We start from the raw sequence: 26256 nt of genomic DNA, 5'->3' as shown, positions 1-26256 counted from the left end.
GATCGGGCAGTGCAGGGGTCGGCGTCGTACCCGGCGGATACGGTCGACGGCGTGAGCACGGACGCCGAGCTGGACACCCCGCAGGTCGCCGCGGTCGCCGACCGGGAGGACCTCACCGAGGTCCCCGACGACGCGCGCACGCGGCACCGGGACCTCTCGGAGGAGCTCGACCGCTACGCATTCGCCTACTACGTGCGCGACGAGCCGCTGGTGAGCGACGGCCAGTACGACGAGCTCATGGCCGAGCTCAAGGCCATCGAGGCCGAGCACCCGGCGCTGGTCACCCCCGACTCGCCGAGCCAGAAGGTCAACGGCGGGTTCACCGCCACGTTCGCCCCGGTCGCGCACCTGGAGCGGATGCAGAGCCTGGACAACGTCTTCGACGGGGACGAGCTGTCGGCCTGGGCGAGCCGGGTGGCGCGCGACGCCGGCGCCGGTGTGGCGTGGCTGTGCGAGCTCAAGGTCGACGGCGTCGCGGTGGCGCTGGTGTACGAGCGCGGCCGGCTGGTGCGCGCGGCCACCCGCGGTGACGGGACGACGGGCGAGGACGTGACCGCCAACGTCCGCACGATGGACGACGTCCCGCAGCAGCTCACCGGCGACGACCCGCCCGAGCTGATCGAGGTCCGCGGCGAGATCTACTTCCCGGTGAGCGGCTTCGCCGAGGTCAACGCCGGCATGGTCGAGCAGGGCAAGGCGCCCTTCGCGAACCCGCGCAACGCCGCGGCCGGGTCGCTGCGGCAGAAGGACCCGCGGATCACCGCCTCCCGGCCGCTGCGGCTGGTCGTGCACGGCCTCGGCGCCCGCCGCGGCTTCGAGACCGAGCGGCAGTCGGAGGCCTACGAGCGGCTGCGCGCGCTCGGCCTGCCGGTCAGCGACCGGTTCGAGGTGGTCGACGACCTCGAGGCGGTGCGGGCCTACATCGAGCGCTACCGGGAGCAGCGGCACTCGGTCGAGCACGAGATCGACGGCGTCGTCGTCAAGGTCGACCAGGTCGCCCTGCAGCGGCGGCTGGGCTCGACGGCGCGGGCGCCGCGGTGGGCCATCGCGTTCAAGTACCCGCCGGAGGAGGCGACCACCAAGCTCCTCGACATCCGGGTCAACGTCGGGCGCACCGGCCGGGTGACGCCGTTCGGCTACATGGAGCCGGTCAAGGTCGCCGGGTCCACCGTGCAGCTGGCCACCCTGCACAACGCCAGCGAGGTCAAGCGCAAGGGCGTCCTCATCGGCGACACCGTCGTCATCCGCAAGGCCGGTGACGTCATCCCCGAGATCCTCGGACCGGTGGTCGCCGCGCGGACCGGCGACGAGCGCGAGTTCGTGATGCCGACCCACTGCCCCGAGTGCGGCACCGAGCTGCGGCACGAGAAGGAGGGCGACGCCGACATCCGCTGCCCCAACGCCCGGTCCTGCCCGGCGCAGCTGCGGGAGCGGGTGTTCCACATGGCCGGCCGGGGCGCGTTCGACATCGAGGTGCTCGGCTACGAGGCGGCCATCGCGCTGCTGGCCGAGCGGCTGCTCGAGGACGAGGGCGACGTCTTCGACCTCACCGAGGAGGCGCTGTCGCGGACGAGCTTCTTCACCAAGAAGGACGGCACCCTGTCGGCCAACGGGCAGCGGCTGCTGGCCAACCTGCAGGCCCGCAAGGACGTCCCGCTGTGGCGGGTGCTGGTGGCGCTGTCGATCCGGCACGTGGGGCCGACCGCCGCCCAGGCGCTGGCCCGTGACTTCCGCTCGCTGGACCGGATCACGGCCGCGTCGGAGGAGGAGCTGGCGGCGGCCGACGGCGTGGGTCCCACGATCGCCCGCTCGGTGCGCGACTGGTTCGCCGTCGACTGGCACCGGGGGGTGGTGGAGAAGTGGCGGCGGGCCGGGGTGCGGCTGGCCGACGCCGGTGAGGACGCCCCGCCCGGGCCGCTGACCGGCACCACCGTGGTCATCACCGGCTCGCTGCGCGACCTCTCCCGCGACCAGGCCATCGCCGCGGTGCAGGAGCGCGGCGGCAAGGTCACCGGCTCGGTGTCGAAGAAGACCGGCTTCGTCGTCGTCGGCGCCGACCCGGGCAGCAAGTACGACAAGGCCGTCCAGGCGAAGGTGCCGATCCTCGACGACGACGGGCTGCGCGTGCTGCTCGACGAGGGCCCCGAGGCCGCCCGCGCGGTGGCCACCATCGGCGGCGGCAGCGAGCCGGCGGGGGAGTGACGCCGGTCAGGCGGGCTTCTGCCAGACCGAGACGTGCGACCGGCTGTCGTTCGTGAACGGCCGGCGGTGCCAGTCCTCCCAGCGGGCCGCGAGGGCGAGGCCGGCCAGGCGCGCCATGAGGTCGAGCTCCGCGGGCCACACGTAGCGGAACGGCACCGAGACGACCTCCAGGCGCCCGTCGGTGACGGTGTAGTGGTGCGAGACCAGCCGCTGCTCGGCCACGTCGTACTCGTCGAAGCCGAGCCGGGTCGGTGACAGCCGGAACGGCCGCGCCCGCTCGCCCGGGGGCAGCCGCTGCAGGTCGGGGACGCCGACCTCGACGACGAAGTGCCCGCCCGCGCGCAGGTGCCGGGCCGCGTTGACGAAGCAGGCGACCTGCTCGTCCTGGCTGGTCAGGTTCATCACCGTGTTGAAGACCAGGTAGACGAGCGTGAAGGTGTCGTCGACGATCGCGGACGCGAAGTCGCCGACGGTGACCGGGATCGGCGCCCCGCCGGGCTTGGTGCGCAGCCGGGCGACCATGTCCGGCGACAGGTCGATGCCGTGCACGGAGACACCGCGCTCCTGCAGCGGCAGCGCCAGGCGGCCGGTGCCGATGCCGAGCTCGAGGGCGGCGCCGTCGCCGGCGAGGCCGGCGAGCAGGTCGACGGCCGGTCCGATCACCGCCGGGTCGAACATCTCGGCCGACGCCGCGTCGTAGCGCTCGGCGACGGCCCCGGCGAAGTGGTCGACGGCCATGGCGCCACGGTGCCGGTCGGGCTCGCTCCGGCGCCACCGGTTTCCGCTGTCGTGCCCGTCGCCGAGGTCAGTGGGGCAGTGGGGTGGTGACGCGTTCGAGGGCGGTGGGCAGATTCTGAGCCCTGCTCGTCGTGTCCGTCAGCGGTGGACTGTGGGCCAGGGGGTCCAGGGGCGGTGCTGGAGTCCTGCTCGGCCCTCCCGCTCGCCTGGGCGGACCCCGCTCTGCGCGCCCGGTACAGGCCCACGATCACCAGCGAGATCTGGAGCACTCCGATGGGCGAGACGAACCCTCCCCACAGCGGAGACCGTCCACGGAGGACCACGGCCCGCTCCGAGCGGGCTGCTGCCGCAGGTGACAGCGTCAGGTGGACGAGGCCCGCGATCACGGCCCATCGTGGAGTGTCAGCCTGCCTCCATCGCTGCCACTGCGCCGGATGCCGGCGCAGGTGACGCGCCGCTCCCAGGGCGATGATCCCGTTGAGCAGGTTCATCAGGCCGGGGGCAGCCGACACCCCTGACCGCCGGCGCAGGCGACGCGTGATCGGGACGGCGACCTCGGCAGGGGTGCCGAAGAGGGCGACCGCCCCCACCGCTCCGAGGTAGGGCCCGAGCTCGCCGAGGACAGCAGCGCTGGGCAGGTGGAGCGGTGCTCGGACGTCCTGCGTCACGGCCGGACGGTGGTGATCGAGGGCGGCGCTGACCAGCGCTGCAGGGTCTCGGTGACGAGCTCCCCCCGACGCCGGCCCGTGTCCCCGAGCGGCCCACCGAGGGACGCGGGATCGACTGACGGAGGAGTGAGTCCGGTTCCGCCTGCCGGCCTCGCCGATCCCGCTCAGCCGAGGAGCAGCGCTTCAGCGCGGTCGGCCGCACTCGGACGGGTCCGCGCCTCCTCCGCCAGTGTGTCGGCGAAACGCCGCGCCGCCGTGCGGTAGGCGGGATCGTCCAGAACCTGCTGAACAGCGGCGGCGACCCGGTCCGCGGGGGCGTCCTCCGCCACCCGCACCCCCGCGCCGATGCGCAGCACGCGCAGGGTGTTGTCCTTCTGGTCCCGGCCCATCGGCATGCAGATCAGCGGCACCCCCGACGCCAGCGCCTTGAGCACGCTGCCGTGACCGGCATGGGTCACGACGACGGCGGCCTCGGAGAGGACCGCCCGGTGCGGCGCGGCCCGGACGACCCGTACGTTGCCGGGGGCGGGGACGTCGACCGGATCGACCGCCCGACCGGTGGTGACCAGGCCTCGCACCGGCAGCCGACCCAAGGCGTCGACCACACGGCGCAGCAGGCCGATCTGGTCCTGGAAGACGGAACTGGTCGCGACCAGCACCAGCGGGTCGCCGCCCTCGGGTCGCCAGTCACCGTTCGCCGCCCAGTCAGGGTCGTCCAGTTGCGGGCCCACGAAGTGGACGTTGGCGGGGATGTGCGGCGACTGGAAGTCGAACGACGGGCTGGTCATCACGAGCACCGCACGACAGCGGTCGAGCAACTCGAACGTGTTCCGCACCGGCGCGAGTTCGTGCGCCGCGAGCGCGGCGTTGAGGCCGGGCACGACCCGTGCGGACACCAGCCGCAGGGCACTCCGCATGAGGGCGTCCCGGGTCCGCCCGACCGGGCCTCGCCCGGGCATCCACCCCGACAGCATCACGGGCAACCCGGGGGTCGGGCGCAGGTAGACGTTCGCCATCAGTGCGGCCGTGGGCAGTGCGGTCGCCTGGGCGCCGATGAGCAGCCCGGGGAGGGCGTCGGCCAGCACGGCGTCCACCCGGAGCGCTACTGCGGCGGCGACCACGTCGTCGGCGAAACGAGCCGCGGGCCCCACGAGGATCCGGTCCCGCGCGGCGGCGAGCTGGCGCAGCGGGTTGCCGCGCTCGAGTTCCTGGATCAGCGCCGTCTGGTCCGCGATCGTGTCGATGCGCGGCGCAGTCGGCCAGGTGGTGAATCCGCAGCCGGCCGCTCTCGCGGACTTCTCGGCCGTCGGGTCACCCAGGACCTCCACGGTGTGACCCCGCCGGACGAGTTCGCCCGCGAGCCCCAGGGCCGGCGGCAGGGTGCCACCGCCGTCGATCGCTGCCAGGAGGAACCGGCCGGGATGCCGTCGTGCCATGTCACACCGTCCTGGTCTCGGGGCGGGCCGCCAGCATCCCGTCCCGGTGCTCGGCTGAGAAGGCGCTCGTCGCGCAGGGGGTCGGCGCACGCGCTGTGAGCACCGCGACCGCGTCGCCGTCTCTCCCTCCCCTCCACAGCCTTGCCCGAGGGGGCGACCTCAGGCCATCGCCGGAGCCGGAACCGAACCGTCCAGCCGGGAGGCGCCACACGTCTCACGGGCCGCCTTCGAGGGTGGTGGCGCCTGCGACCGGCAGGATTTGCCTCAGTAGGGCGGTGGGGTGGTGGCGGCGGTGAGCCCGGTGGGTGTGGTGACGGTGAGGGTGCCGTCGGGGGCGAGGGTGTGGGTCCAGCCGGGGGCCTGGTGCTTGCCGCGGTGGTGGCCGGTGCAGTAGCCGGTGAGGTTGGCCGCGGTGGTGGGTCCGGCCGGCCAGGAAACCGCGTGGTCGAGCTCGCCGCCGCGGGGGACGCGGCGGCGGCAGCCGGGGAAGCGGCAGCGGCGGTCGCGGGCGCGGACGTGCCGGTCCAGCGCGACGCTCGGCCGGTAGCCGGCGGCGGCGGCAGGGGCGCCGAGCCCGGTGCCGGTGCGGGCGGCGCGGTGCAGGGCGGGCAGGTCGGTGAGGGCCAGCAGCGCACCGGTCAGAGCATGGGTGAGTGCGATGCGGGGCCGGTCGGCCAGCCCGCCCCCGGCGGTGGCGGCGAGCAGCGCGGCCAGGTCGGCGCGGGCGGTGTCGGTGGCCGCGGTGAGCGCGGTCAGCGCGTCGGGGGCGGCGCTCACCCGGCCGGCCGGGCTGCGTGCCCAGGTGGCCTCGTCGGTGGTGTCGGCGCGCCGCGCGGTGGCCACCGTGCGGCGGGCATGGCCCAGGGCGCGCTCCAGCCCGAGCAGGGCAGCACTGGCGTCGTGGACGGCGCGGTCGGCGCGCGCCCACCAGCTCTCGGGACACGCAGCGTCGCCAGGGTCGGGAGAAGTGCAGGGTGACGGGGCGTCGCCGGGGTCCGGTGGTGGGCCGTAGAGGTGGTCAGGTGGCTCGTCGTCGACGTAGCAGGGGGCTGGTTCGGCGTCGAACTCGCCGGCCAGCACCCGGCGTTCCATCTGCGCCCACCAGGCCTCCAGTTCGGCTTGCTGCCGCGCCTCCCAGCCCAGGACGTCGTCCCCGCCGGAGGCCGGCTTCGGGTCCGTGGCAGTCGGCTCCGGATCGGTCGGCTCCGGGTCGCTCGGCCCTGTCTTGGTCAGATCCGGGTCGGTCGGCTCCGTGTCGGCCGGCTCCATGTCGGCCGGCTCCATGTCGGTCGCGGGGGCGTCGGCGGCGGCCCGGTGGCCGGTGAGGGCGGCCAGCAGCGCCCGGACCAGCTCGGCGGGCACCACCTGCCCGTCGACCTCGCACGCGGCGTCCCCGCCCCGCAGCGCCCCGACCGGAGCGACCACGGTCAGCGTCACCTGCACCGGCGGCAGCCCGGACTCGCCCGGGCGGAGCACCAGGTCCAGCAGGCAGTCGGCCATCTTCTGCCCCCGGCTGCGGCCGTCGGCGGGCAGCGCGTCGGCGTACGCACCGAGGGCGGCGAGCAGGGCGGCGGCCTCGGGGGTGGTCAGCAGCGCCGAGACCACGCTCATCCCCTCGACCCGGTCCGGACCGGCCGACACCCCGCGCTTCCGCACCGCGCGCAGCAGGTCATCGGCGGCGGTGCGGGCGGTGCGCGTGAGCAGCTCCCGGCGGGCCTTGTCGCCCAGCTGCCCCGGCGTGGTGTGCCGCCCGGCGGCCCAGGCGAGCAGATCCCGCTCGATCGCGGTGCGCAACGCGGCGTCGGTGATCGGGGCGACCTTGTCGAGCAGCGGGCCCAGGTGCCCGACGTGCAGCGCCCCGGCCTCCAGCGCGGCCAGCGTGCCCGGCAGCCGGTGCACCAGGGTCAGCGACCGCTCCAGCAGCAGCTGCGCGGCCTGCGTCGACACCGAAAGCGCCACGGCCAGCTCGTCGGTGGCCCACTCGCTCACCGGCCGGAGCAGGTCAGGACGGGCGGCCCACCGGTCGGCGGCCATCGCTCCCGGCGAGCCTTGCGGCCGGTCGGCCGACGACGGCCGGGATGCGGCGAACGCGGCCACCGCCCGGGCCCGCAGCGCGGTCTGCCGGGCGATCTCCCGGTCGGCGGCCTGCACCGCCCCCAGCGGCCCCGACGCCCACCCCACCGCGGGGGCGGGCGCGTCGAGCACCGGGGAGGAGGCCGCCGTCACGTAGTCGATCATACGTTCGAGCGGGGTGTCGATCAAGTCCTGTGGACAGGAAAGGTGCAGCTCAGAGCCGGGTCCAGGTCGGCGGGAGGTGGCCGACCGTGGCCACGACCCCCGCGAGGACGCCGGTCCGCGGGACCGACATCGCCAGTGTTCAGGCCGGCGGCAGGTGGGCGACCGTCGTCGCGATCCCCGTGAGGTGTGCCAGGCGCAGCAGCTCCGAGCGGCGGAACGCCGGTCCGCCCGAGCGACCGAGGACCACGGCGGTGCCCGGGTCGCCGAAGGGGGCCGCCATCATCTCGATCGCCATCTCCCGCCAGCGCTCGGGCAGCCAGTCGTCCTCGCTCGGCAGCAGCCGGGGCGAGGTGAGCGGCAGCCACGGCAGCGCGAGGTCCTCGAAGGCCGGGGCGGCGTCGGAGGCCGCGAGGACCTCGCACGCGCCGTCGGGTGCGCGCAGCACCGCCGCCCAGCTGCCGTGGAACACCCGCGGCAGCTCCGCGGCGAGCAGCTTCACCGCGGTGCCCTCCGCCGAGCGCGCCAGCGCCTCGAGCAGGTCGAGCTCGCGGTGGGTGTCGAGCGGGCCGGCGAAGGGCCGTAGGGACTCGACCTGCACGCCGGGCACCGCCTGCGCGGCGGTGATGAGGCTGTCGGGCAGCCGGCCGGGCGGCAGGTCGACGACGACGTCGTCGACGGCCACGCCACCGCCGCGCTCCAGCACGTCGAGGGAGACGATGTCGACCCCCGCGTCGCCCAGGGCGGTCGCCACCGCGCCGAGCAGGCCGGGGCGGTCGGGGACGACCAGTCGCAGGAGATAGGACACGGTTCCTCCGCTGACGACGTCGAGGGGCAGACGATCCGCGTCGATCGGTGTGCCGGAGCAGCTTCCCGCACCGGGTGGCCCCCGGTCGAGCCCGCCCCCGCCGCGGGCCGGGGCGCCACCGCGCCCGCGTACAGTGACCGGGTTGCGTCCCTGGCGCCGGCACGGCGCCGACGACAGGAGTCCCGCCCCAGCATGAGCACCGAGCCCACCAGCGACCGCGGAGCGGCGCCCGCCCTCGGCCGCCAGGACATCGCGCACCTCGCGCGGCTGGCCCGCCTGGCCGTCACCGACGAGGAGCTCGACCGCTTCGCCGGCCAGCTGGGGGCGGTCCTCGACGCCGTGGCGCAGGTGCAGCGCGCCGACGTCGCCGACGTCGCGCCCACCACGCACGCCGTCCCGCTGACCAACGTGCTGCGCGCCGACGTCGCCACCCCGTGCCTGCCCCGCGACGTCGTCCTGGCCGGCGCCCCCGCCGCCGAGGACGGCCGCTTCCGCGTCCCGCGCATCCTGGGGGAGGAGGAGTGAGCGACCTCACCGCCCTCACCGCCGCCGAGCTGCAGGCGGCCCTGGCCGCCGGCGAGACGTCGTCGGTGGAGGTCACCCGCGCCCACCTCGACCGGATCGCCGCCGAGGACGGCGCCCTCGGCGCCTACCTGCACGTCGACGAGGAGGCGGCGCTCGCCCGCGCCGCCGAGGTCGACGCGTCGGGCACCGCGGGCACCGGCCTCGCCGGCATCCCGGTCGCGCTCAAGGACGTCTTCGTCACCGAGGGCGTGCCCACCACCAGCGGCTCGCGGATCCTCGAGGGCTGGCGCCCGCCCTACGACGCCACCGTCGCCCGCCTGCTCAAGGACGCCGGCACCGTGCTCCTGGGCAAGACCAACATGGACGAGTTCGCCATGGGCTCGTCCACCGAGAACTCCGCCTACCGGGCGACCCGCAACCCGTGGGACCACGACCGGATCCCCGGCGGCTCCTCCGGCGGGTCGAGCGCCGCGGTCGCCGGCCGGCTGGCGCCGCTGGCCCTCGGCACCGACACCGGGGGCTCGATCCGCCAGCCCGCCGCGGTCACCGGCCTGGTCGGGCACAAGCCCACCTACGGCTCGGTGTCGCGCTACGGGCTGATCGCCTTCTCCTCGAGCCTCGACCAGGCCGGCCCGATGGCCCGCACGGTCATGGACGCCGCGCTGCTGCACGAGGCCATCGGCGGGCACGACCCGCGCGACTCCACGAGCATCGACGCGCCGGTGCCCACCGTGGTGGAGGCCGCCCGCCGCGGCGCCGGCGGCGACCTGTCGGGCCTGCGCGTCGGCGTCGTCCGCGAACTTGGCGGCGAGGGCGCCCGCGAGGGGTACGAGCAGGGCGTGCTCGACCGGTTCGCCGAGGCGGTCGCGCTGCTCGAGGCCGCCGGGGCCGAGGTGCGCGAGGTGTCCTGCCCGTCGTTCGGGCTGGCGCTGCCCGCGTACTACCTCATCGCCCCCAGCGAGGCGTCGTCGAACCTGGCCCGCTTCGAGGGCATGCGGTTCGGCATCCGCGTGGGCGACGACGGCAGCCGCGACGTCGACGAGGTCATGGCGCTCACCCGCGAGCAGGGCTTCGGCGCCGAGGTCAAGCGGCGGATCATCCTCGGCACCTACGCGCTGTCGGCCGGCTACTACGAGGCCTACTACGGGCAGGCGCAGAAGGTCCGCACGCTGATCAGCCGCGACTTCAGCGCCGCGTACGACGACGTCGACGTGCTGGTCAGCCCCACCAGTCCGACCGTGGCCTGGCCGATCGGCGCCCGCGTGGACGACCCGCTGGCCATGTACGCCGCCGACCTGTGCACCCTGCCGGCCAGCCTCGCCGGGGTCCCGGCCATCTCGGTGCCCTGCGGGCTGTCCGAGGGCCTGCCGGTCGGCCTGCAGGTGATGGCGCCGGCCCTGGCCGACGACCGCTGCTACCGCGTCGCGGCCACCGTCGAGGCCGCGCTGGGCGCGCCGCTCACCGACCGGCTCGCGGAGCGTGCCGCGTGACCGGCCCGCTCAAGGCCGCCTGGGGCCTGACCGCCTTCGTCGTCGTCGCCGGGCTGGTCCTGTGGCTGACCACCGGGGAGGCGGTCTTCGCCGTCTTCATCGTCCTGGGCCTGCTGACCGGGGTCGGCGCCTGGCTGACCGGGCGCAGCACCGCCCCGAAGGGAGACCCCCGCTCGTGACCGAGCCCCTCGTCGAGTTCGACGACGTCCTCACCCGCTACGAGCCGGTGATCGGCCTGGAGACGCACGTCGAGCTGGGCACCGAGTCGAAGATGTTCTGCGGCTGCACCACCGTCTTCGGCGCCGAGCCCAACACCCAGACCTGCCCGGTGTGCCTGGGCCTGCCCGGCTCGCTGCCGGTGGCCAACGCCGTCGCGGTCGAGTCGACGATCCGCATCGGCCTGGCCCTGGGCTGCCGGATCGCGTCGTGGTCGCGCTTCGCGCGGAAGAACTACTTCTACCCGGACATCCCCAAGGGCTTCCAGACCAGCCAGTACGACGAGCCGCTGTGCACCGCCGGGCACCTCGACGTCGAGGTCGACGGCGAGACCTACCGCGTGGAGATCGAGCGGGTGCACCTCGAGGAGGACACCGGCAAGAACCTGCACGTGGGCGGGGCCACCGGCCGCATCCACGGCGCCGAGTACTCCCTCGTCGACTTCAACCGGGCCGGCATCCCGCTGGTCGAGATCGTCACCCGGCCGGTCGCCGGGGCCGGGGCGAAGGCGCCCGAGGTCGCCCGCGCGTACGTCACCGAGCTGCGCGAGATCGTCCAGACCCTCGGCGCCTCCGACGTCCGCATGGAGCAGGGCAGCCTGCGCTGTGACGTCAACACCTCGCTGGCCCCGATCGGCAGCCTCGAGTGGGGCACCCGCACCGAGACCAAGAACGTCAACTCGTTGCGGTCGGTCGAGCGGGCCGTGCGCTTCGAGATGCGCCGGCAGGCCGCCGTCCTCGACGCCGGGCGCCGGGTGGTGCAGGAGACCCGCCACTTCCACGAGGACACCGGCAGCACCTCGCCGGGCCGCAGCAAGGAGGAGGCCACCGACTACCGGTACTTCCCCGAGCCCGACCTCGTCCCGCTGGCCCCCGACGCCGAGTGGGTGGAGAAGCTCGCCGCCGCGCTGCCCGAGCTGCCGGCCGCCCGCCGGGCGCGGCTGCGCGAGGAGTGGGGCCTGTCTGTCACCGAGATGGCCTGGCTGGTCAACGCCGGCGCGCTGGGGCTGGTGGAGGAGACCGTCGCCGCGGGCGCCTCGCCGGCCGACGCGCGCAAGTGGTGGCTGGGCGAGCTGGCCCGCCGCGCCAACGACGCCGGCGTGGAGCTGTCCGCGCTGGCGGTCGCCCCGCGCCAGGTCGCCGAGCTGAGCGCGCTGGTCGCCGAGGGCACCGTCAACGACCAGCTGGCCCGTCAGGCGCTCGACGGCGTGCTGGCCGGGGAGGGCGACCCGCGCGCCGTCGTCGAGGCCCGCGGCCTGGCGGTGCTGGGGGAGTCCGACGAGCTGGTGGCCGCCGTCGACGCCGCGATCGCCGGCGCCCCCGACGTCGTGGCCAAGGTGCAGGGCGGCAAGGTGCAGGCGCTCGGCGCGCTGGTCGGTGCGGTCATGAAGGCCACCCGCGGCAAGGCCGACGCGGCGACGGTCCGCCGGATGCTCGAGGAGCGGGTGCTCGGGTCCTGAGGCCGGGCACTTCCGCGGATCTGCCCCGGGCGGATCCGCGGGAGTGCACGCTCAGACCGGGCTGGAGCCCGTCGAGCTGGGCGGGAGGATCCGCAGCACCCGGTCGTCGTCCTCGGCGGGCGTGCCGATCCCGTCCTCGTTCGACGTCGTGATCCACAGCGCGCCCTCGCCGTCGAGGACGACGGTGCGCAGCCGGCCGTAGCGGCCGCCGAGCAGCTCCTCGGGCTGCGCGACCACGCTGCCCTCGCCGTCGAGCTGGACGACGTACACCCGCTGGCCGTCGAGCGCGCCGAGGAACACCGTGGTGCCGGCGGCGGTGCACCCGCCGAGCCCGGCGGCCCCGTTGTCGAGCCGGAGCACCGGCTCCGCCGTGCCGGGGCCGGCGACCGGCCAGCCGTGGTCGGTGCCCTCGCTGAGCACGTTGAGCTCGTCGGGCCCGGCGGCGGACTCGTCGACGGCGTAGACGGTGGCCGGCTGGTCGCCGCTGAGGCACACCGCGGTCACGTCGGCGAACCCGCTGCTGAACACCGGACCCGCGGCGTTGGCCGGCTGCCCGAAGACGTCGACGTGCAGCACCTTGCCGCCCAGCGACGCCGGGTCCTGCGCGAGCGCCGGGTTCCCGGTGTCACCGGTGCCGACGTAGAGGGTGCCGTCGGAGGCGAACCGCAGGCCACCGCCGTTGTGGGTCTCGCCGCGCGGGATGCCGGTGAGGACCGGGTTGGGCGTGCCGCCCATGGGGAAGCGGACGACGCGGTTGTCGGTCGCCGTCGAGACGTAGGCGTAGAACAGCCCGTCCTCGTCGAAGGTCGGCGACAGCGCGAGGCCCAGCAGCCCGCCGTCGCCGCCGGTGTCGATGCCGGGCACGACCATCAGCTCGCGCGCGGGGGAGCGGTCGGGGAACACCTGCAGCAACCGCCCGGTCTCGCGCTCGCCCACCACCGCGGTGCCGTCGGGCAGCACGACCAGCCCGGTGGGCACGAGCAGGTCGGTCGCGACGACGTTCGGGTCCCCGCCGGTCTGGCCCGAGTTCGGGTCGGCCGGCTCGCCGGGCGCCGGCGCGGGCGAGGACTCCGTCGGCGGCCCGACCTGCGGCGGCGGCCCCTCGGGCAGCGGCCGGAAGGGCCCCGCGGGCTCGTAGCCGTCGTCGCCGCAGCCGGCGAGCACCAGGGTCAGGGTCGCGGTGCACGCGGCGGCGGCCGCCCGCCGTCCCCGCTGCCGCCTCACCGGGCCCAGGGTACGGGCGCGGGCGGGTCGCGCGGTGCCCGCCGGGCGGCCCGGCCGGCCGCTGCCTACGGTCGGGGGCCGTGGCACGGGAGATCCTCGGCACCGACGTCGTCGGTCCCGACGAGACGCTGACCGTCCTGGTCCCCGACCGGGAGATGGCCGACGCCGTCGCGGAGCTCTCCCCGCGGGTCCGCGCGGTCCCGGTCGACGCCGACGCCGGCCCGCCGGCGGGGGAGGCCGCGCAGGCGCAGGTGTGGGTGCCCTCGTTCGGCGGGAGCGCGCCGGCGCCGGAGTTCCTCGCCGCGCTGCCGCGACTGCGGTTGGTCCAGCTGCAGAGCGCCGGCGCGGAGCGCTTCGCCGGCCGGCTGCCCGACGGCGTCGTGCTGTGCAACGCGCGCGGCGCGCACACCCCGGCGACGGCGGAGTGGGTGGTGGCCGCGACGCTGGCCGCCCAGCGCGGACTGCCCGACCTGGTGCGCGAGCAGGACGCCGGCCGCTGGTCGCCGCGCCCCTACCGGTCGCTGGTCGGGGCGCGGGTGCTCGTGGTCGGCGCCGGCGACATCGGCCGCCGGGTCGGCGCGATGCTGTCCGGCTTCGACGTCGAGCTGACCTACGTCGGGCGGACCGCCCGCGACGGCGTGCACGGCACCGGGGAGCTGCCGGCCCTGCTGCCGCACGCCGACGTCGTGGTCGTGATCGTGCCGGTCACCGCGGAGACCACCGGCCTGGTCGACGCCGCCTTCCTCGCCGCCATGCCCGACGGCGCCCTGCTGGTCAACGCCGCGCGCGGGGTGGTCGTCGACACCGGCGCGCTGCTCGCCGAGCTGACCCGCGGCCGGCTGCGCGCCGCCCTCGACGTCACCGACCCCGAGCCGCTGCCCGCGGGCCACCCGCTGTGGTCGGCGCCGGGCCTGCTGCTCACCCCGCACGTGGCCGGCACGGTGCCCGACGCCGGCGCCCGCGCGCAGGACGCCGTCGTCGCCCAGCTGCGGCGGGTGCTGGCGGGCGAGCCGCTGGCCGACGTCGTCGACGCCTACTGAGCGGGGATGATCGGGAGACGTGGCTGTCCTCGCACGCATGCGGCTGAGCCGGGTCGCACTGCTCCCCGTCGTGTTCCTCGCCGTCTGCGTGCTGCCGTTCGCCGCCGCGTCACCGGCCGCCGCGCTGGTCCTGCTGCTGCCGCTGCTCGCCGCGGCCTGGGTGCTGCGGGTGGGCGTCGACGTCGACGACGCCGGCATCACCACCCGCGGGCTGCTCGGCCAGCGCCGGGTGGCGTGGGACGACCTGGCCGGCATCCGCGTCGTCCGCAACGCGCGGCTGCGGCTGGTCACCCGCGGGGGCGGGGAGGTGCCGCTGCCGGTGCTGCGCGCTCGCGACCTGCCGCGGCTGGCCGGGTGGTCGGGCGGCCGCTTCGACGTCCCTCAGCCGCCGGCGGGCTGATCCCCGGCGAGCACCCGGAGCCGACCGGCGGTCTCGCTGCCCGCGGCGGCGGTGTAGACGACCACCTGCAGCCCGGGGGCGTCGGCCGGCGTCAGCTGGTGGTGCTCGAGCAGCAGCGTGCCGACCTCCGGGTGCTCGAAGCGCCGCTCGCCGGAGCTGAACCGGTCGACGTCGCGGCTGGCCCAGCCGGCGCGGAAGTGCGGGCTGGCCGCCTCCAGGCGCGACACCAGGTCGACGACGGCCGGGTCGGCCAGCCGCGGGCCCACCTCGGCGCGGAACTGGGTGAGGAACCGGCGGCTGTCGGTGCGCCAGTCACCGAGCAGGGCACGGACCGCGGGGTCGGTGAACACCAGCCACAGCAGGTTGCGCTCGGCGAGGGGGACGGCGGCCACCCCGGGGTAGAAGCGCTCGTAGGCGCGGTTCCACCCGGCGATCGTCCAGTCGGCGGTGATGGCGTAGGCGGGGGAGGGGCCCAGCGCGTCGAGCAGCCGCTGCACGTGCCCGGGCATCCCCTCGGCCGGGTCGACCGGGGCGCCGCCGTGCCCGGTCAGGCGCAGGACGTAGCCGTGCTCGGCCGGCGACATCCGCAGCGTGCGGGCCAGCGCGTCGACCACCTGCCGCGACGGGTGGATGTCGCGGGCCTGCTCGAGCCAGGTGTACCAGGTGGCGCTCACCCCCGAGAGCAGCGCGACCTCCTCGCGGCGCAGACCCGGCGTGCGGCGGGCGCCGGACGGGGGCAGCCCGGCCGTCCGCGGGTCGACCTGCCGGCGGCGCGAGCGCAGGAACCCGGCCAGCTCCTGACGGGCGGTGGCGGACACGGACGGCTCCTCGGTGGTGGTGGCGGTACCAGTATCGAGCGCGTCTGGGACGGTGCCGCGGACCGGCCTACCCTCCCTTCCCGTGACCACCGTGGACGAGCCCCGCGCCACCGCCGACGTCAAGCCCCGCAGCCGTGAGGTGACCGACGGCATCACCCGCGCCCCCGCCCGGGCGATGCTGCGCGCGGTGGGCATGGGCGACGACGACTGGGACAAGCCGCAGATCGGTGTCGCCTCGTCGTGGAACGAGATCACCCCGTGCAACCTCTCGCTGGACCGGCTGGCCAAGCGGGCCAAGGAGGGCGTGCACGCCGCGGGCGGCTTCCCGCTGGAGTTCGGCACCATCTCGGTCTCCGACGGCATCTCCATGGGCCACGAGGGCATGCGCGCCTCGCTGGTCAGCCGCGAGGTCATCGCCGACTCGGTGGAGACGGTGGTGTTCGCCGAGCGGCTCGACGGCACGGTGCTGCTCGCCGGCTGCGACAAGTCGCTGCCCGGCATGCTCATGGCCGCCGCCCGCCTCGACCTGGCCAGCGTCTTCCTCTACTCCGGCTCGACGCTGCCCGGCCGGCTCGGCGACCGCGACGACCTGACGATCATCGACGTCTTCGAGGCGGTCGGGGCCTGCGCCCGCGGGCTGATCAGCGAGGACGAGCTGGCCGCCGTCGAGCGGGCCGCCTGCCCCGGGATGGGCTCCTGCGGCGGCATGTACACCGCCAACACCATGGCCAGCGTCGCCGAGGCGCTCGGGATGGCGCTGCCGGGCAGCGCCGCCCCGCCGGCCCCCGACAGCCGCCGCGACGCCTTCGCCGTCGCCTCCGGCGAGGCCGTGGTGAACCTGCTGCGCAAGGGCATCACCGCCCGTCAGATCATGACCCGCGAGGCCTTCGAGAACGCGATCACCGTGGTCATGGCGCTGGGCGGGTCGACCAACGCGGTGCTGCACCTCATGGCCATCGCGCACGAGGCGCAGGTGGAGCTGACCCTCGACGACTTCAACCGGATCGGCGACCGCACGCCGCACCTGGCCGACGTCAAGCCCTTCGGCCGCTACGTCATGACCGACATCGACCGCATCGGCGGCGTCCCGGTGGTCCTGCGCGCGCTGCTCGACGCCGGCCTGCTGCACGGCGACACGCTCACCGTCACCGGGCGGACGATGGCCGAGAACCTCGCCGAGATCGCCCCGCCCGACCCCGACGGCGCGATCATCCACGCGATGAACCGGCCCATCCACCGGACGGGCGGGCTGACGATCCTGCACGGCTCGCTGGCGCCCGAGGGGGCGGTGGTGAAGTCGGCCGGCTTCGACCGCGACGTCTTCGAGGGCACCGCCCGCGTCTTCGACGGCGAGCAGGGTGCCATGGACGCGGTCACCGAGGGCACGCTGCAGCCCGGCGACGTCGTCGTCATCCGGTACGAGGGGCCCAAGGGCGGGCCGGGCATGCGCGAGATGCTCGCCGTCACCGGCGCGATCAAGGGCGCCGGGCTCGGCAAGGACGTCCTGCTGCTCACCGACGGCCGCTTCTCCGGCGGCACGACCGGGCTGTGCATCGGGCACGTCGCGCCGGAGGCCACCGAGGGCGGCCCGATCGCGCTGGTGCGCGACGGCGACCCGGTCCGCCTCGACCTCACCACCCGCACGCTGGACCTCCTGGTCGACGACGCCGAGCTGACCCGCCGCCGCGCGGAGTGGCAGCCGCTGCCCCCGCGCTACACCACCGGCGTCCTCGGCAAGTACGCCAAGCTCGTCGGCTCCGCGGCCTCGGGCGCCATCTGCGGCTGACCCGGGGCGTTCCCCCCTCGTTGGGGTGAGCGGTCCCGGGGCGGGGTGTGGCGGGTCCGCCGGGGTGCCGACACCCGGGGTGTGGAGCGACGGACCAGGTGGCTGTTCGCGACGGCCGTCCCGGCCGCCGTGGCGTGCGTGTGCGCCACCGCCGTCCCGGCGCTGCACCTGCTGGGCGACGTCGTCACCGGCCTGGCCGGGGTGGCGACGTCGGCCGCGCTGTGGGCCGCCAGCCGCACCGGCGGGCCCGCCGACCGCCCCTGGCGGCTGCTCGCCCTCGCCCCGCTGTTCCCCGTCCTCGCGCTGGTCGTCTCCTGGACCGCCCAGCCGGACACCGTGCTGCACCAGGTGGTCCTGCGCTGGCTGCCGACCGTCCCCGGTTACGTGGTCACGGTGGCCGGCCTGCTCGGCATGGTCGGACGCGCCACCCTGCGCGCCACCGGCTCGCGGACCGTGCTCGAGCTCGCCCTCTTCGGCACGGCCGCGGTGGTGGTCATGCAGGTGCTCATGGTCGGCCCGGGCACCAGCTGGACCACCCTCTCCCTCGGCGCGCAGCTCGTGCTCGGCGCCGCCGTCGCGGCCACCGGGGCGGTCATGGCCGCCGCGCTCACCGTCCTCGGCGCCGTCGAGGCGCACCGCCAGCGCATGGCCGGCGTCCTGCTCGGCGCGCTGGTGCTGCTCGCCGCCGGCCGCGGCACCGGCACCTCCGCCGCGCTGCTCGGCGCGCCCGACGTCGTCGCCGCCACCCGCGTCGCGGTCGTCCTCGGGCTGGCGCTGCTGGTGCTCGCGCGCTCGCTCGACACCGGCCCGGCCGCGGCCCCCGCGTCCTCCGAGGTCCCGGCCGGCGGCCTCGCCGTCGCACTGCGGTCGGTGCTGCCGCAGCTCGCGCTGGTCGTCGTCGTCGCGACCGCCCTCGTCCCGCTGGCGGTGGGCACCGCACCGACCTGGGTGACCCTCGCCGGGGTCCTGCTGTGCGTCGCGCTGTCGGCGGCGCACCGCTGGGTCGCCGCCCGCGAGGACCAGCAGCGCAGCGCCCGCCTGCGCCACGACGAGGCCTACTTCCGCAACCTGCTGCGCTCGACCCGCGAGGCGGTGCTCGTCCTCGACCGCCGGCTGCGGGTCGACTGGGCGTCCCCGGCGCTGGCCGCGCTCCTGGGCACCACGCCGGCCGACCTGGCCGGCCGCGACCTGCTCACCGGCGCCGCGGGCCGGCCCGGGACCATGGACCCCGAGGACGCCGCCCGGCTGCGGCGGGTCCTCGACGGCGGCCCCGACGGCACCGCCGGGCTGGTGACGCTGCACCTGCGCGACGCGGCGGGAGGCGTCCGCTGCCTGGAGGCCAGCGTCTCCGACCTGCGGGCCGAGGAGTCGGTCGCCGCCGTCGTCCTGCACTGCCGCGACGTCACCGAGCGCGAGGCCCGCGAGCGCGCCCTCGAGGAGGTCGCCTACGCCGACGAGCTGACCGGCCTGCCCAACCGGGCCGGCTGGCACGCCGCGCTGGCCGCCGCCGTGTCCGGCCCCGTCCCCGGTCCCGCGGTGCTCCTGGTCGACGTCCGCGGCCTCGACGCCGTGCGCGAGCACGCCGGCCGCGACACCGTCTCCGCCGTCCTCGTCGAGCTCGGCCGGCGGCTGCGTGCCACCGTCCGCGGCGAGGAGGTGGTCGCCCGACTGGCCGGCGGCACGTTCGGTGTCCTCGCGGCGGGCGACGCCGACACCGCCGTCCTGCTCGGCGACCGCTGCCTGGGCGTCATCGAGCAGCCCGTGACCACCCCCGCAGGCGTCTTCGACCTCACCGGCGACGTCGGCGTCGTCGTGGTCGAGCCCGGCCTCGGCGTCGCCGAGCTGACCGCCCGCGCCGAGCTGGCCGTCACCACCGCCCGCGCCTCGGGTACGGCCCGCGCCACCCTGTGGACCCCGGCGCTGGGCGCGGCCGCCGCGCGCCGCGACCGGCTGCGGGAGGACGTCGCCGGCGCCGCCGCCCGCGGCGAGCTGTGGCTGGCCTTCCAGCCGATCGTCTCGATGGAGGAGCAGCGGGTCACCGGCGTCGAGGCGCTGCTGCGCTGGCGGCACCCCGAGCTCGGCGAGGTCCCGCCGCGCGAGTTCGTCCCGGTCGCCGAGCGCGCCGGCGTCATCGCCGAGCTCCAGCGCTGGGCGCTCCGGGAGGCGTGCACGACCACCGCCGCGCTGCCCGCCGTCCGGGGCGTGCCGCTGCGGCTGGGGGTCAACATCTCCGCCGCGCACGTCGCCGCCCGCACCCTCGTCGAGGACGTCGCCGGCGCGCTGTCGGACTCCGGGCTGGAGCCCGAGCGGCTCGTCCTGGAGATCACCGAGGCGACCGTGCTCGCCGACGGCGACTCCGCGGCCGGCGACGTCTCGGCGCTGCGCCTGATGGGCGTGCACGTGGCGCTCGACGACTTCGGCACCGGCTCCTCCTCGCTGGTGCAGCTCACCCGCCTGCCCATCGACGTGCTCAAGCTCGACCGCGCGATGGTCTCCCGGGTCGACCGCGACCGGCAGAGCCGCGCGCTGTGCGAGTCGGTGGTGACCATCGGCCGCACGCTCCGCCTCGACGTCGTCGCCGAGGGCGTGGAGACCCCCGCGCAGCTCGGCGTGCTGCGCGGCATGGGGATCGGCTTCGCGCAGGGCTTCCTGCTGTCCCGCCCGCTGCCGGCGGCCGAGCTGGCGCACGTGCTGCAGGACAACGCCGGCGCGCTGTGGCCCGGCCTGGTCGGGCTGGCGGCCGCGCCGGTGGAGGAGCCGGCGGTCCGGGTGGTGCGCGGTGCGTGACCTCCCCGCCCGCGCCGGGACGGCCGTGCAGGTGCTGCTGGCCCTGCTCGGCGCCACGACGACGGCGCTGCAGCTCACCGGGTCCCCGGCGACGGTCACCGTGGTGCCCGCCGTCCTCGGGCTGGCGTCGGCCGCGTCGGCCGCCGTCCTGGTCCCGTGCGCGCTGCGCCGGCCGGGCCGCGCCGGGCGTCCCTGGTGGGCGCTGGCCGCGTCCGGGGCGCTGCTCGCCCTGGGCCAGGCCCTGGCCCTGACCCGCCCCGCCCGGGACCTGCCCGCCGCCGGGGTCGAGGACCTCCTCACCCTGGCCGGGGTGCCGCTGGGCGTGGCCGCGGCACTGCTGCTGCTCCCGCCGCGGTCGGCCCGCCGGGTCGGCACGCGGGTGCTGCTCGACGCCGTGGTGGTCACCCTGGCCCTCGCCCTGTGCGGCGCGGTCCTGCTCACCGACCTGGTGACCGGGACCGCGGGCGGCCCGGGGCTGGTGACGGCCGGGTACCCGCTGGTCGGTGCGGTGCTGGCCGGCGTCGGCCTGGTCGCGGTCACCGCCGTCGCCGAGCCGCGCCGGCGCAGCGCCACCTGGCTGCTGGGCGCCTTCCTCGCGATGGCCGTCGTGGCGGTCTCCGGCGCGGTCGAGCGGGCGACGCCGGACGCCGCGGCCGGCTGGGGTGTGCTCACCGTGCTCGGCTGGCTGACCATGCTGGGCGCGGGCCTCCGCGCCGCCGCCGCCGACCCGGGGGAGGGCGCGCCGGTGCCGGCCGGCCGTGCCCTGCCGCTGCGGGGCGGGGTCCTCGCGCACGGGACGGCGACCCTGGCCCTGGTGGCCGTCTGCAGCGCCGCGGTGACCGGCCGCCCCGTGACCGCCGCCGAGGCCGCCTGCGCCGTCGTCCTGCTGGTGCTCACCTCGGCCCGCACGCTGCTGTGGGCGCTCGACGCCGCCCGTCTCACCCGCCGCCTCGAGCGGACCGAGGGGTCGTTCCGCGCGCTGGTGCACAGCGGCGACGCGGTCACCGTCGTCCTCGACGCCGCGGGCCGGGTCTCGGCGGTGTCCGGGCCGGTCGCCGCGCAGCTAGGCCGGCCGGAGGAGGAGCTGGTCGGGCGGTCGTTCGCGACCCTGCTGCACCCCGACGACGCCGACCTGCTCGACCGCGTGGCCGCCGCCCTCGGCGACGACTCCGCCGCCGCGCTGCCCCTGGCCGGCCGGCTGCAGACCGCCGACGGGACCTGGCGGGACGTCGAGGTCTCCGGCGCGGTCCGCGACGGCGGCCGCTCCGAGCGCCTGGTGCTGCACCTGCGCGACGTGACCGAGCGCCGCGCCACCCACCGCGAGCTGGAGCGGCTGGCCTACACCGACTCCCTCACCGGCCTGCCCAACCGGGCCCGCTTCATGGCCGCGCTCGAGACCGCCCTCGACCGCGCGGGCCGCGGCCGCAGCGCCTGCGTGCTGCTGGTCGACCTCGACGGCTTCAAGGCGGTCAACGACGTCGCCGGCCACGACGCGGGGGACCGGCTGCTGTGCGAGGTGGCCGACGCGCTGCGCGCCGAGGCCCGCGGCACCGACCTGGTCGCCCGCCTGGGCGGCGACGAGTTCGCCCTCGTCGTCGACGCCGGGCCCGAACAGGCGCTCGCGCTGGCCGAGCGGCTGGTCCGGCGGCTGGACCACACCCGCCGCCACGACGACTCCGGCCCGCTGCTGCACGTCTCGGCCAGCGTCGGGGTCACCGAGGTGCTGCCCGGCGCCGACGTCTCGGCGACCGTCCGCGAGGCCGACCTGGCGCTGCGCACCGTCAAGTCGCAGGGCAAGAACGGCGTCCGGGCGTCGGGGGAGGCCCTCGTCGAGGAGTCCGCCCGGCGCAGCCGGCTGGCCCGCGACCTGCCCGCCGCCATCGAGCAGGGCCGGCTCCGGCTGGTCTACCAGCCGGTCGCGGGCACCGCGGAGCGGCGCGTCCTCGGTGTCGAGGCGCTGGCCCGCTGGGACCACCCCGAGCTCGGCCCGGTCTCCCCCGAGGAGTTCATCGGGCTGGCCGAGCAGGACGGCCTCATCGTGCCGCTGCAGCGCTGGGTGCTGGACACCGCGACCGCCGAGCACGCGCGCCTGGTCGCCGGCGGCCGCGACCTCAAGCTCGGCGTCAACATCTCCGTGCGCCACCTGCAGGCCCGCTGCCTGGTCGAGGACGTCACCCGCGCCCTGCGCCGCTCCGGGCTGCCCGCGCGGATGCTGATGATCGAGGTGACCGAGAGCGTCCTCATCGACGACGACGAGCGGCTGCTCAGCGAGCTCGCCGAGCTGTCGGCGCTGGGCTGCATCGTGTCCCTCGACGACTTCGGCAAGGGCTGGTCCTCGCTGGCCTACCTCGCCCGGCTGCCCGTGCAGGTGCTGAAGATGGACCGCGGGTTCGTCTCCGGCATCGACACCGACCCCCGCGGCGCGGCGCTGGTGGGCAGCGTCGTCGACCTCGGCCGCACGCTCGGCATGGACGTCGTCGCCGAGGGCGTCGAGACCCCCGCCCAGCTCGAGGTGCTCACGCGGCTGGGCTGCACCTTCCTCCAGGGCTGGCTGATCGGCCGCCCGGTGCCGGCCGCCGACCTGCCTGCGCTCGTCGACGGGTTCGACCCCGCACTGCTCGCCGACGCCGTGCGGGAGCCCGACGCCGTCCGGGAGCCCGTCGCCGTCCCATGACGCGGGCGAACCGGTCCCACTGAGTGGGACGGTGTGGTTGACGTCCCGGCGGGGGAGGCGCACAGTGTCGTCGTGCCCTCCGCCTGCCTGCTCCTCGTAGTCGCCTAGCGCGCCGGTCGACCGACCGACGCGCTACGCCCCTCTGTGCCCGCGGCACGAGGGGTTTTTTCTTGCCCGAGCAGGCACCCGAACCGCACGACCCCCGCACGTCCGGCCCAGGAGACGCCCCGCATGACCACCACCCGGAGTGAGTCCGCCACCCGAGAGGCCGCCGCCGCCCTCACCGGCGTCGAGACGACGGCCCGCTCGATCGCCGAGTCCGCCGCCCGGCCGGCCTCGGGCATCACCGGCGCGCAGAGCCTGGTCCGCTCGCTGGAGGCCGTCGGCGTCGAGGTCGTCTTCGGCATCCCCGGCGGCGCGATCCTGCCCGCCTACGACCCGCTGTTCGACTCCCACGTCCGCCACGTCCTGGTGCGGCACGAGCAGGGCGCCGGTCACGCGGCCACCGGCTACGCCCAGGCCACCGGCCGGGTGGGCGTCTGCATGGCCACCTCCGGGCCGGGCGCGACCAACCTGGTCACGCCGCTGGCCGACGCCCACATGGACTCGGTCCCGATCGTGGCCATCACCGGCCAGGTGCCCAGCGCCTCGATCGGCACCGACGCCTTCCAGGAGGCCGACATCCGCGGCATCACGATGCCGATCACCAAGCACAACTTCCTGGTGACCGACCCGGCGGAGATCCCGCAGCGGATCGCCGAGGCCTTCCACCTGGCCGCCACCGGTCGCCCCGGCCCGGTCCTGGTCGACATCCCCAAGGACGTGCTGCAGGCCACCACCGACTTCGCCTGGCCGCCGCGGCTGGACCTGCCCGGCTACCGGCCGACCACCCGCCCGCACGGCAAGCAGGTGCGCGAGGCCGCGGTGCTGATCGCCGGCGCCCGCCGGCCGGTCCTCTACGTCGGCGGCGGGGTGCTCAAGGCCGGCGCCACCGAGGAGCTGGCCGAGCTCGCCGCGCTGACCGGCGCGCCCGTCGTCACCACCCTCATGGCCCGCGGCGCGTTCCCCGACAGCTCGCCGCAGCACCTGGGCATGCCGGGCATGCACGGCACCGTGGCCGCGGTGACCGCGCTGCAGAAGGCCGACGTCCTCGTGGCCCTCGGCGCCCGGTTCGACGACCGGGTGACCGGGAAGCTGTCGACCTTCGCGCCCGGCGCGCTGGTGGTGCACGCCGACATCGACCCGGCCGAGATCGGCAAGAACCGCAAGGCCGACGTCCCGATCGTCGGGGACGCCAAGGAGACCATCGCCGAGCTCGTCGGCGCGCTGCGCGCCGAGCACGAGGCCGGCCGCACGCCCGACCTCGCCGCTTGGTGGGCGCAGCTGGACGACTGGCGCACCCGCTACCCGCTCGGCTACGACTGGCCCGAGGACGGCTCGCTGTCGCCGCAGTACGTCATCGAGCGGATCGGCGCGATCGCGGGCCCCGACGCGATCTACACCTCCGGGGTCGGCCAGCACCAGATGTGGGCCGCGCAGTTCATCCGGTACGAGAAGCCGGGCACCTGGCTCAACAGCGGCGGCGCCGGGACCATGGGCTACGCCGTGCCCGCGGCGATGGGCGCCCGGTACGGCCGTCCCGACGCCACCGTCTGGGCCATCGACGGCGACGGCTGCTTCCAGATGACCAACCAGGAGCTGGCCACCTGCGCGATCGAGGGCATCCCGATCAAGGTCGCCGTCATCAACAACGGCAACCTCGGCATGGTCCGGCAGTGGCAGACCCTGTTCTACGAGGGCCGCTACTCCAACACCAAGCTGCACGCGGTGGACGACGAGGGCCGGCCGAAGCCGGTGCGCATCCCCGACTTCGTGATGCTGGCCGAGGCACTGGGCTGCGTCGGACTGCGCTGCGAGTCCAAGGACGACGTCGACGCCGTCATCGAGAAGGCGATGGCGATCACCGACGCCCCGGTGGTCATCGACTTCGTCGTCGGCGCCGACGCCCAGGTCTGGCCGATGGTCGCCGCCGGCGCCAGCAACGACGACATCCTGGCCGCGCGCGACCTGCGCCCGGTCTTCGGAGAGGGACAGGTCTGATGAGCCGCCACACCCTGTCGGTCCTGGTCGAGAACAAGGCCGGTGTCCTCGCCCGCGTCTCGGCGCTGTTCAGCCGGCGCGCGTTCAACATCGAGTCCCTCGCCGTCGGCCCGACGGAGAACCCCGACCTGTCCCGCATGACGATCGTCGTCGACGCCGAGTCCGCGCCGCTGGAGCAGGTGACCAAGCAGCTGAACAAGCTCGTCGAGGTCATCAAGATCGTCGAGCTCGACGGCGGCGCGGCGGTGCAGCGCGAGCTGCTGCTGGTCAAGGTCCGCGCGCCGCTGGCCGAGCGCACGACCGTGCTGCAGACCGCCGAGCTGTTCCGCGCCCGCGTCGTCGACGTCAACACCGACACGGTGACCCTCGAGGCCACCGGCACCCCGGACAAGCTGCAGGCCCTGCTCGCCGTCCTCGCCCCGCTGGGGATCAAGGAGATGGCGCAGTCGGGCACCGTCGCCCTGGGCCGCGGACCGCGGTCGATGAGCGGCGCCGGTACCTTGCGCCCGGTCGACCGCAGCGCGACCGCCTGAACCCCCGATCCGAACCCATCGAAGGAGCACCACCGCATGGCCGCCGAGATCTTCTACGACGACGACGCCGACCTGTCGATCATCCAGGGGCGCACCGTCGCCGTCATCGGCTACGGCAGCCAGGGGCACGCGCACGCGCTGTCGCTGCGTGACTCCGGGGTCGACGTCCGGGTGGGCCTGCCCGAGGGCTCGAAGAGCCGGCCCAAGGCCGAGGCCGAGGGCCTGCGCGTCGTGACGCCGGCCGAGGCCGCCGCCGAGGCCGACCTCGTCGTGGTCCTCGCCCCCGACCACGTGCAGCGGACCCTCTACACCGAGTCGATCGAGCCCAACCTGCAGGACGGCGACGCGCTGTTCTTCGGCCACGGCTTCAACATCCGGTTCGGCTACGTCAAGCCCCCGGCCGGTGTCGACGTCGCCATGGTCGCCCCCAAGGGTCCCGGTCACCTGGTCCGTCGCGAGTTCGAGAACGGCAAGGGCGTGCCCTGCCTGGTCGCCGTCGAGCAGGACGCCACCGGGCAGGCCCTGCCGCTCGCGCTGTCCTACGCCAAGGCCATCGGCGGCACCCGCGCCGGCGTCATCCGGACGACGTTCGCCGAGGAGACCGAGACCGACCTGTTCGGCGAGCAGGCGGTGCTCTGCGGCGGGGCCAGCGCGCTCATCACCGCCGGGTTCGAGACGCTGACCGAGGCCGGCTACCAGCCCGAGGTCGCCTACTTCGAGTGCCTGCACGAGCTCAAGCTGATCGTCGACCTCATGTACGAGGGCGGCATCGCCAAGCAGCGCTGGTCGGTGTCGGACACCGCCGAGTACGGCGACTACACCTCCGGCCCGAAGATCATCGACGCCCGCGTCAAGGAGTCGATGAAGGAGGTCCTGGCCGCGATCAAGGACGGCTCGTGGGCCGCGGCCTTCATCGCCGACCAGGACGCCGGCGCCCCCGACTTCAAGCGGCGCCGCGCCGAGGCCGAGGCGCACCCGATCGAGGAGACCGGCCGCAAGCTGCGCGGCCTGATGAGCTGGGTGTCGGCCTCCGACGACTACACCGGCACCGCCGCCCGCTCGTAGCGTCCGGCAACGCGAACGGCCCCCGCTGCCACTGGCAGCGGGGGCCGTTCGC

Annotated in this window: 19 protein-coding genes; 13 read left to right on the top strand and 6 right to left on the bottom strand. The window is 75.8% G+C overall.

The features are described from left to right. Positions 1–51 precede the first annotated feature (51 nt). Entirely contained in the window at positions 52–2202 is a 2151-nt protein-coding gene (gene ligA, locus ACI79O_RS16000; RefSeq protein WP_456914636.1) for an NAD-dependent DNA ligase LigA, read from the top strand. Between the two features lie 6 nt (positions 2203–2208). Here ligA and ACI79O_RS15995 read toward each other — a convergent pair whose 3' ends face one another. From ACI79O_RS15995 to ACI79O_RS15980, 4 genes are all read right to left on the bottom strand, one after another. Continuing rightward, positions 2209–2940, bottom strand: a complete 732-nt coding sequence (locus ACI79O_RS15995; RefSeq protein ID WP_456914635.1) for a class I SAM-dependent DNA methyltransferase — start codon at positions 2938–2940, stop codon at positions 2209–2211. Between the two features lie 832 nt (positions 2941–3772). Next, positions 3773–5044: a nucleotide disphospho-sugar-binding domain-containing protein gene (locus ACI79O_RS15990; protein WP_456914634.1), complete on the bottom strand. Its 1272-nt coding sequence runs from the start codon at positions 5042–5044 to the stop codon at positions 3773–3775. Positions 5045–5308: 264 nt separating this feature from the next. Continuing rightward, positions 5309–7270 carry a DUF222 domain-containing protein gene (locus ACI79O_RS15985; RefSeq protein WP_456914633.1) on the bottom strand — a complete coding sequence of 654 codons (1962 nt, stop codon included), beginning with the start codon at positions 7268–7270 and terminating at the stop codon, positions 5309–5311. A gap of 151 nt (positions 7271–7421) precedes the next feature. Further along, positions 7422–8087, bottom strand: a complete 666-nt coding sequence (locus ACI79O_RS15980; RefSeq protein WP_456890494.1) for an ACT domain-containing protein — start codon at positions 8085–8087, stop codon at positions 7422–7424. A gap of 192 nt (positions 8088–8279) precedes the next feature. Between ACI79O_RS15980 and gatC the strand changes: the two genes are divergently transcribed. Genes gatC through gatB form a run of 4 tightly spaced genes read left to right on the top strand, consistent with a single transcriptional unit; the run spans position 8280 to position 11777 of the window. Beyond that, positions 8280–8612, top strand: a complete 333-nt coding sequence (gene gatC, locus ACI79O_RS15975; RefSeq protein ID WP_456890495.1) for an Asp-tRNA(Asn)/Glu-tRNA(Gln) amidotransferase subunit GatC — start codon at positions 8280–8282, stop codon at positions 8610–8612. Beyond that, positions 8609–10102, top strand: a complete 1494-nt coding sequence (gene gatA / locus ACI79O_RS15970; RefSeq protein ID WP_456914632.1) for an Asp-tRNA(Asn)/Glu-tRNA(Gln) amidotransferase subunit GatA — start codon at positions 8609–8611, stop codon at positions 10100–10102. The genes gatC and gatA overlap by 4 nt, the downstream gene beginning before the upstream one ends. After that, positions 10099–10281: a hypothetical protein gene (locus tag ACI79O_RS15965; RefSeq protein ID WP_456875554.1), complete on the top strand. Its 183-nt coding sequence runs from the start codon at positions 10099–10101 to the stop codon at positions 10279–10281. Before gatA ends, ACI79O_RS15965 begins: the two co-directional genes overlap by 4 nt. After that, positions 10278–11777, top strand: a complete 1500-nt coding sequence (gatB, locus tag ACI79O_RS15960; RefSeq protein WP_456914631.1) for an Asp-tRNA(Asn)/Glu-tRNA(Gln) amidotransferase subunit GatB — start codon at positions 10278–10280, stop codon at positions 11775–11777. The genes ACI79O_RS15965 and gatB overlap by 4 nt, the downstream gene beginning before the upstream one ends. Positions 11778–11828: 51 nt before the next feature. Here gatB and ACI79O_RS15955 read toward each other — a convergent pair whose 3' ends face one another. Further along, positions 11829–13001 carry a PQQ-dependent sugar dehydrogenase gene (locus ACI79O_RS15955; protein WP_456914630.1) on the bottom strand — a complete coding sequence of 391 codons (1173 nt, stop codon included), beginning with the start codon at positions 12999–13001 and terminating at the stop codon, positions 11829–11831. Positions 13002–13081: 80 nt separating this feature from the next. Here ACI79O_RS15955 and ACI79O_RS15950 point away from each other — a divergent pair, with 80 nt between their 5' ends. Together ACI79O_RS15950 and ACI79O_RS15945 are read left to right on the top strand one after the other, a co-directional pair. After that, positions 13082–14041: a 2-hydroxyacid dehydrogenase gene (locus ACI79O_RS15950; protein WP_456914629.1), complete on the top strand. Its 960-nt coding sequence runs from the start codon at positions 13082–13084 to the stop codon at positions 14039–14041. A gap of 19 nt (positions 14042–14060) precedes the next feature. Then, entirely contained in the window at positions 14061–14441 is a 381-nt protein-coding gene (locus tag ACI79O_RS15945; protein ID WP_456890500.1) for a PH domain-containing protein, read from the top strand. Here ACI79O_RS15945 and ACI79O_RS15940 read toward each other — a convergent pair. Beyond that, a complete protein-coding gene (locus ACI79O_RS15940) occupies positions 14423–15259 on the bottom strand; it encodes a helix-turn-helix transcriptional regulator (RefSeq protein WP_456914628.1) in 837 nt (278 codons plus the stop codon). The genes ACI79O_RS15945 and ACI79O_RS15940 overlap by 19 nt on opposite strands. 82 nt (positions 15260–15341) lie before the next feature. Between ACI79O_RS15940 and ilvD the strand changes: the two genes are divergently transcribed. The 6 genes from ilvD to ilvC all read left to right on the top strand — a co-directional run bounded on the left by ilvD (position 15342) and on the right by ilvC (position 26204). Then, entirely contained in the window at positions 15342–17045 is a 1704-nt protein-coding gene (ilvD, locus tag ACI79O_RS15935) for a dihydroxy-acid dehydratase (protein WP_456890502.1), read from the top strand. Between the two features lie 81 nt (positions 17046–17126). Further along, positions 17127–19832 carry a putative bifunctional diguanylate cyclase/phosphodiesterase gene (locus tag ACI79O_RS15930; RefSeq protein ID WP_456890503.1) on the top strand — a complete coding sequence of 902 codons (2706 nt, stop codon included), beginning with the start codon at positions 17127–17129 and terminating at the stop codon, positions 19830–19832. Further along, positions 19825–22506 carry a putative bifunctional diguanylate cyclase/phosphodiesterase gene (locus ACI79O_RS15925; protein ID WP_456914627.1) on the top strand — a complete coding sequence of 894 codons (2682 nt, stop codon included), beginning with the start codon at positions 19825–19827 and terminating at the stop codon, positions 22504–22506. Before ACI79O_RS15930 ends, ACI79O_RS15925 begins: the two co-directional genes overlap by 8 nt. Before the next feature lie 231 nt (positions 22507–22737). Then, the gene (locus ACI79O_RS15920; RefSeq protein ID WP_456890505.1) at positions 22738–24606 is read left to right on the top strand and encodes an acetolactate synthase large subunit; all 1869 of its coding nucleotides are present in this window, start codon (positions 22738–22740) and stop codon (positions 24604–24606) included. Further along, positions 24606–25139 carry an acetolactate synthase small subunit gene (gene ilvN / locus ACI79O_RS15915; protein WP_456890506.1) on the top strand — a complete coding sequence of 178 codons (534 nt, stop codon included), beginning with the start codon at positions 24606–24608 and terminating at the stop codon, positions 25137–25139. The genes ACI79O_RS15920 and ilvN overlap by 1 nt, the downstream gene beginning before the upstream one ends. Positions 25140–25175: 36 nt before the next feature. Then, a complete protein-coding gene (ilvC, locus tag ACI79O_RS15910; protein WP_456890507.1) occupies positions 25176–26204 on the top strand; it encodes a ketol-acid reductoisomerase in 1029 nt (342 codons plus the stop codon). Positions 26205–26256 lie beyond the last annotated feature (52 nt).

It is taken from the genome of Geodermatophilus sp. SYSU D00696, assembly GCF_054050235.1.
This window is presented reverse-complemented; position numbering and strand designations above follow the sequence as displayed.

Excerpts from the sequence above, each read along its gene's own strand:
- ACI79O_RS15920 (WP_456890505.1), top strand. The coding sequence starts at position 22,738 with ATGACCACCACCCGGAGTGAGTCCGCCACCCGAGAGGCCGCCGCCGCC.
- ilvN (WP_456890506.1), top strand. The coding sequence starts at position 24,606 with ATGAGCCGCCACACCCTGTCGGTCCTGGTCGAGAACAAGGCCGGTGTC.
- ACI79O_RS15990 (WP_456914634.1), bottom strand. The coding sequence starts at position 5,044 with ATGGCACGACGGCATCCCGGCCGGTTCCTCCTGGCAGCGATCGACGGC.
- gatC (WP_456890495.1), top strand. The coding sequence starts at position 8,280 with ATGAGCACCGAGCCCACCAGCGACCGCGGAGCGGCGCCCGCCCTCGGC.
- ilvC (WP_456890507.1), top strand. The coding sequence starts at position 25,176 with ATGGCCGCCGAGATCTTCTACGACGACGACGCCGACCTGTCGATCATC.
- ACI79O_RS15995 (WP_456914635.1), bottom strand. The coding sequence starts at position 2,940 with ATGGCCGTCGACCACTTCGCCGGGGCCGTCGCCGAGCGCTACGACGCG.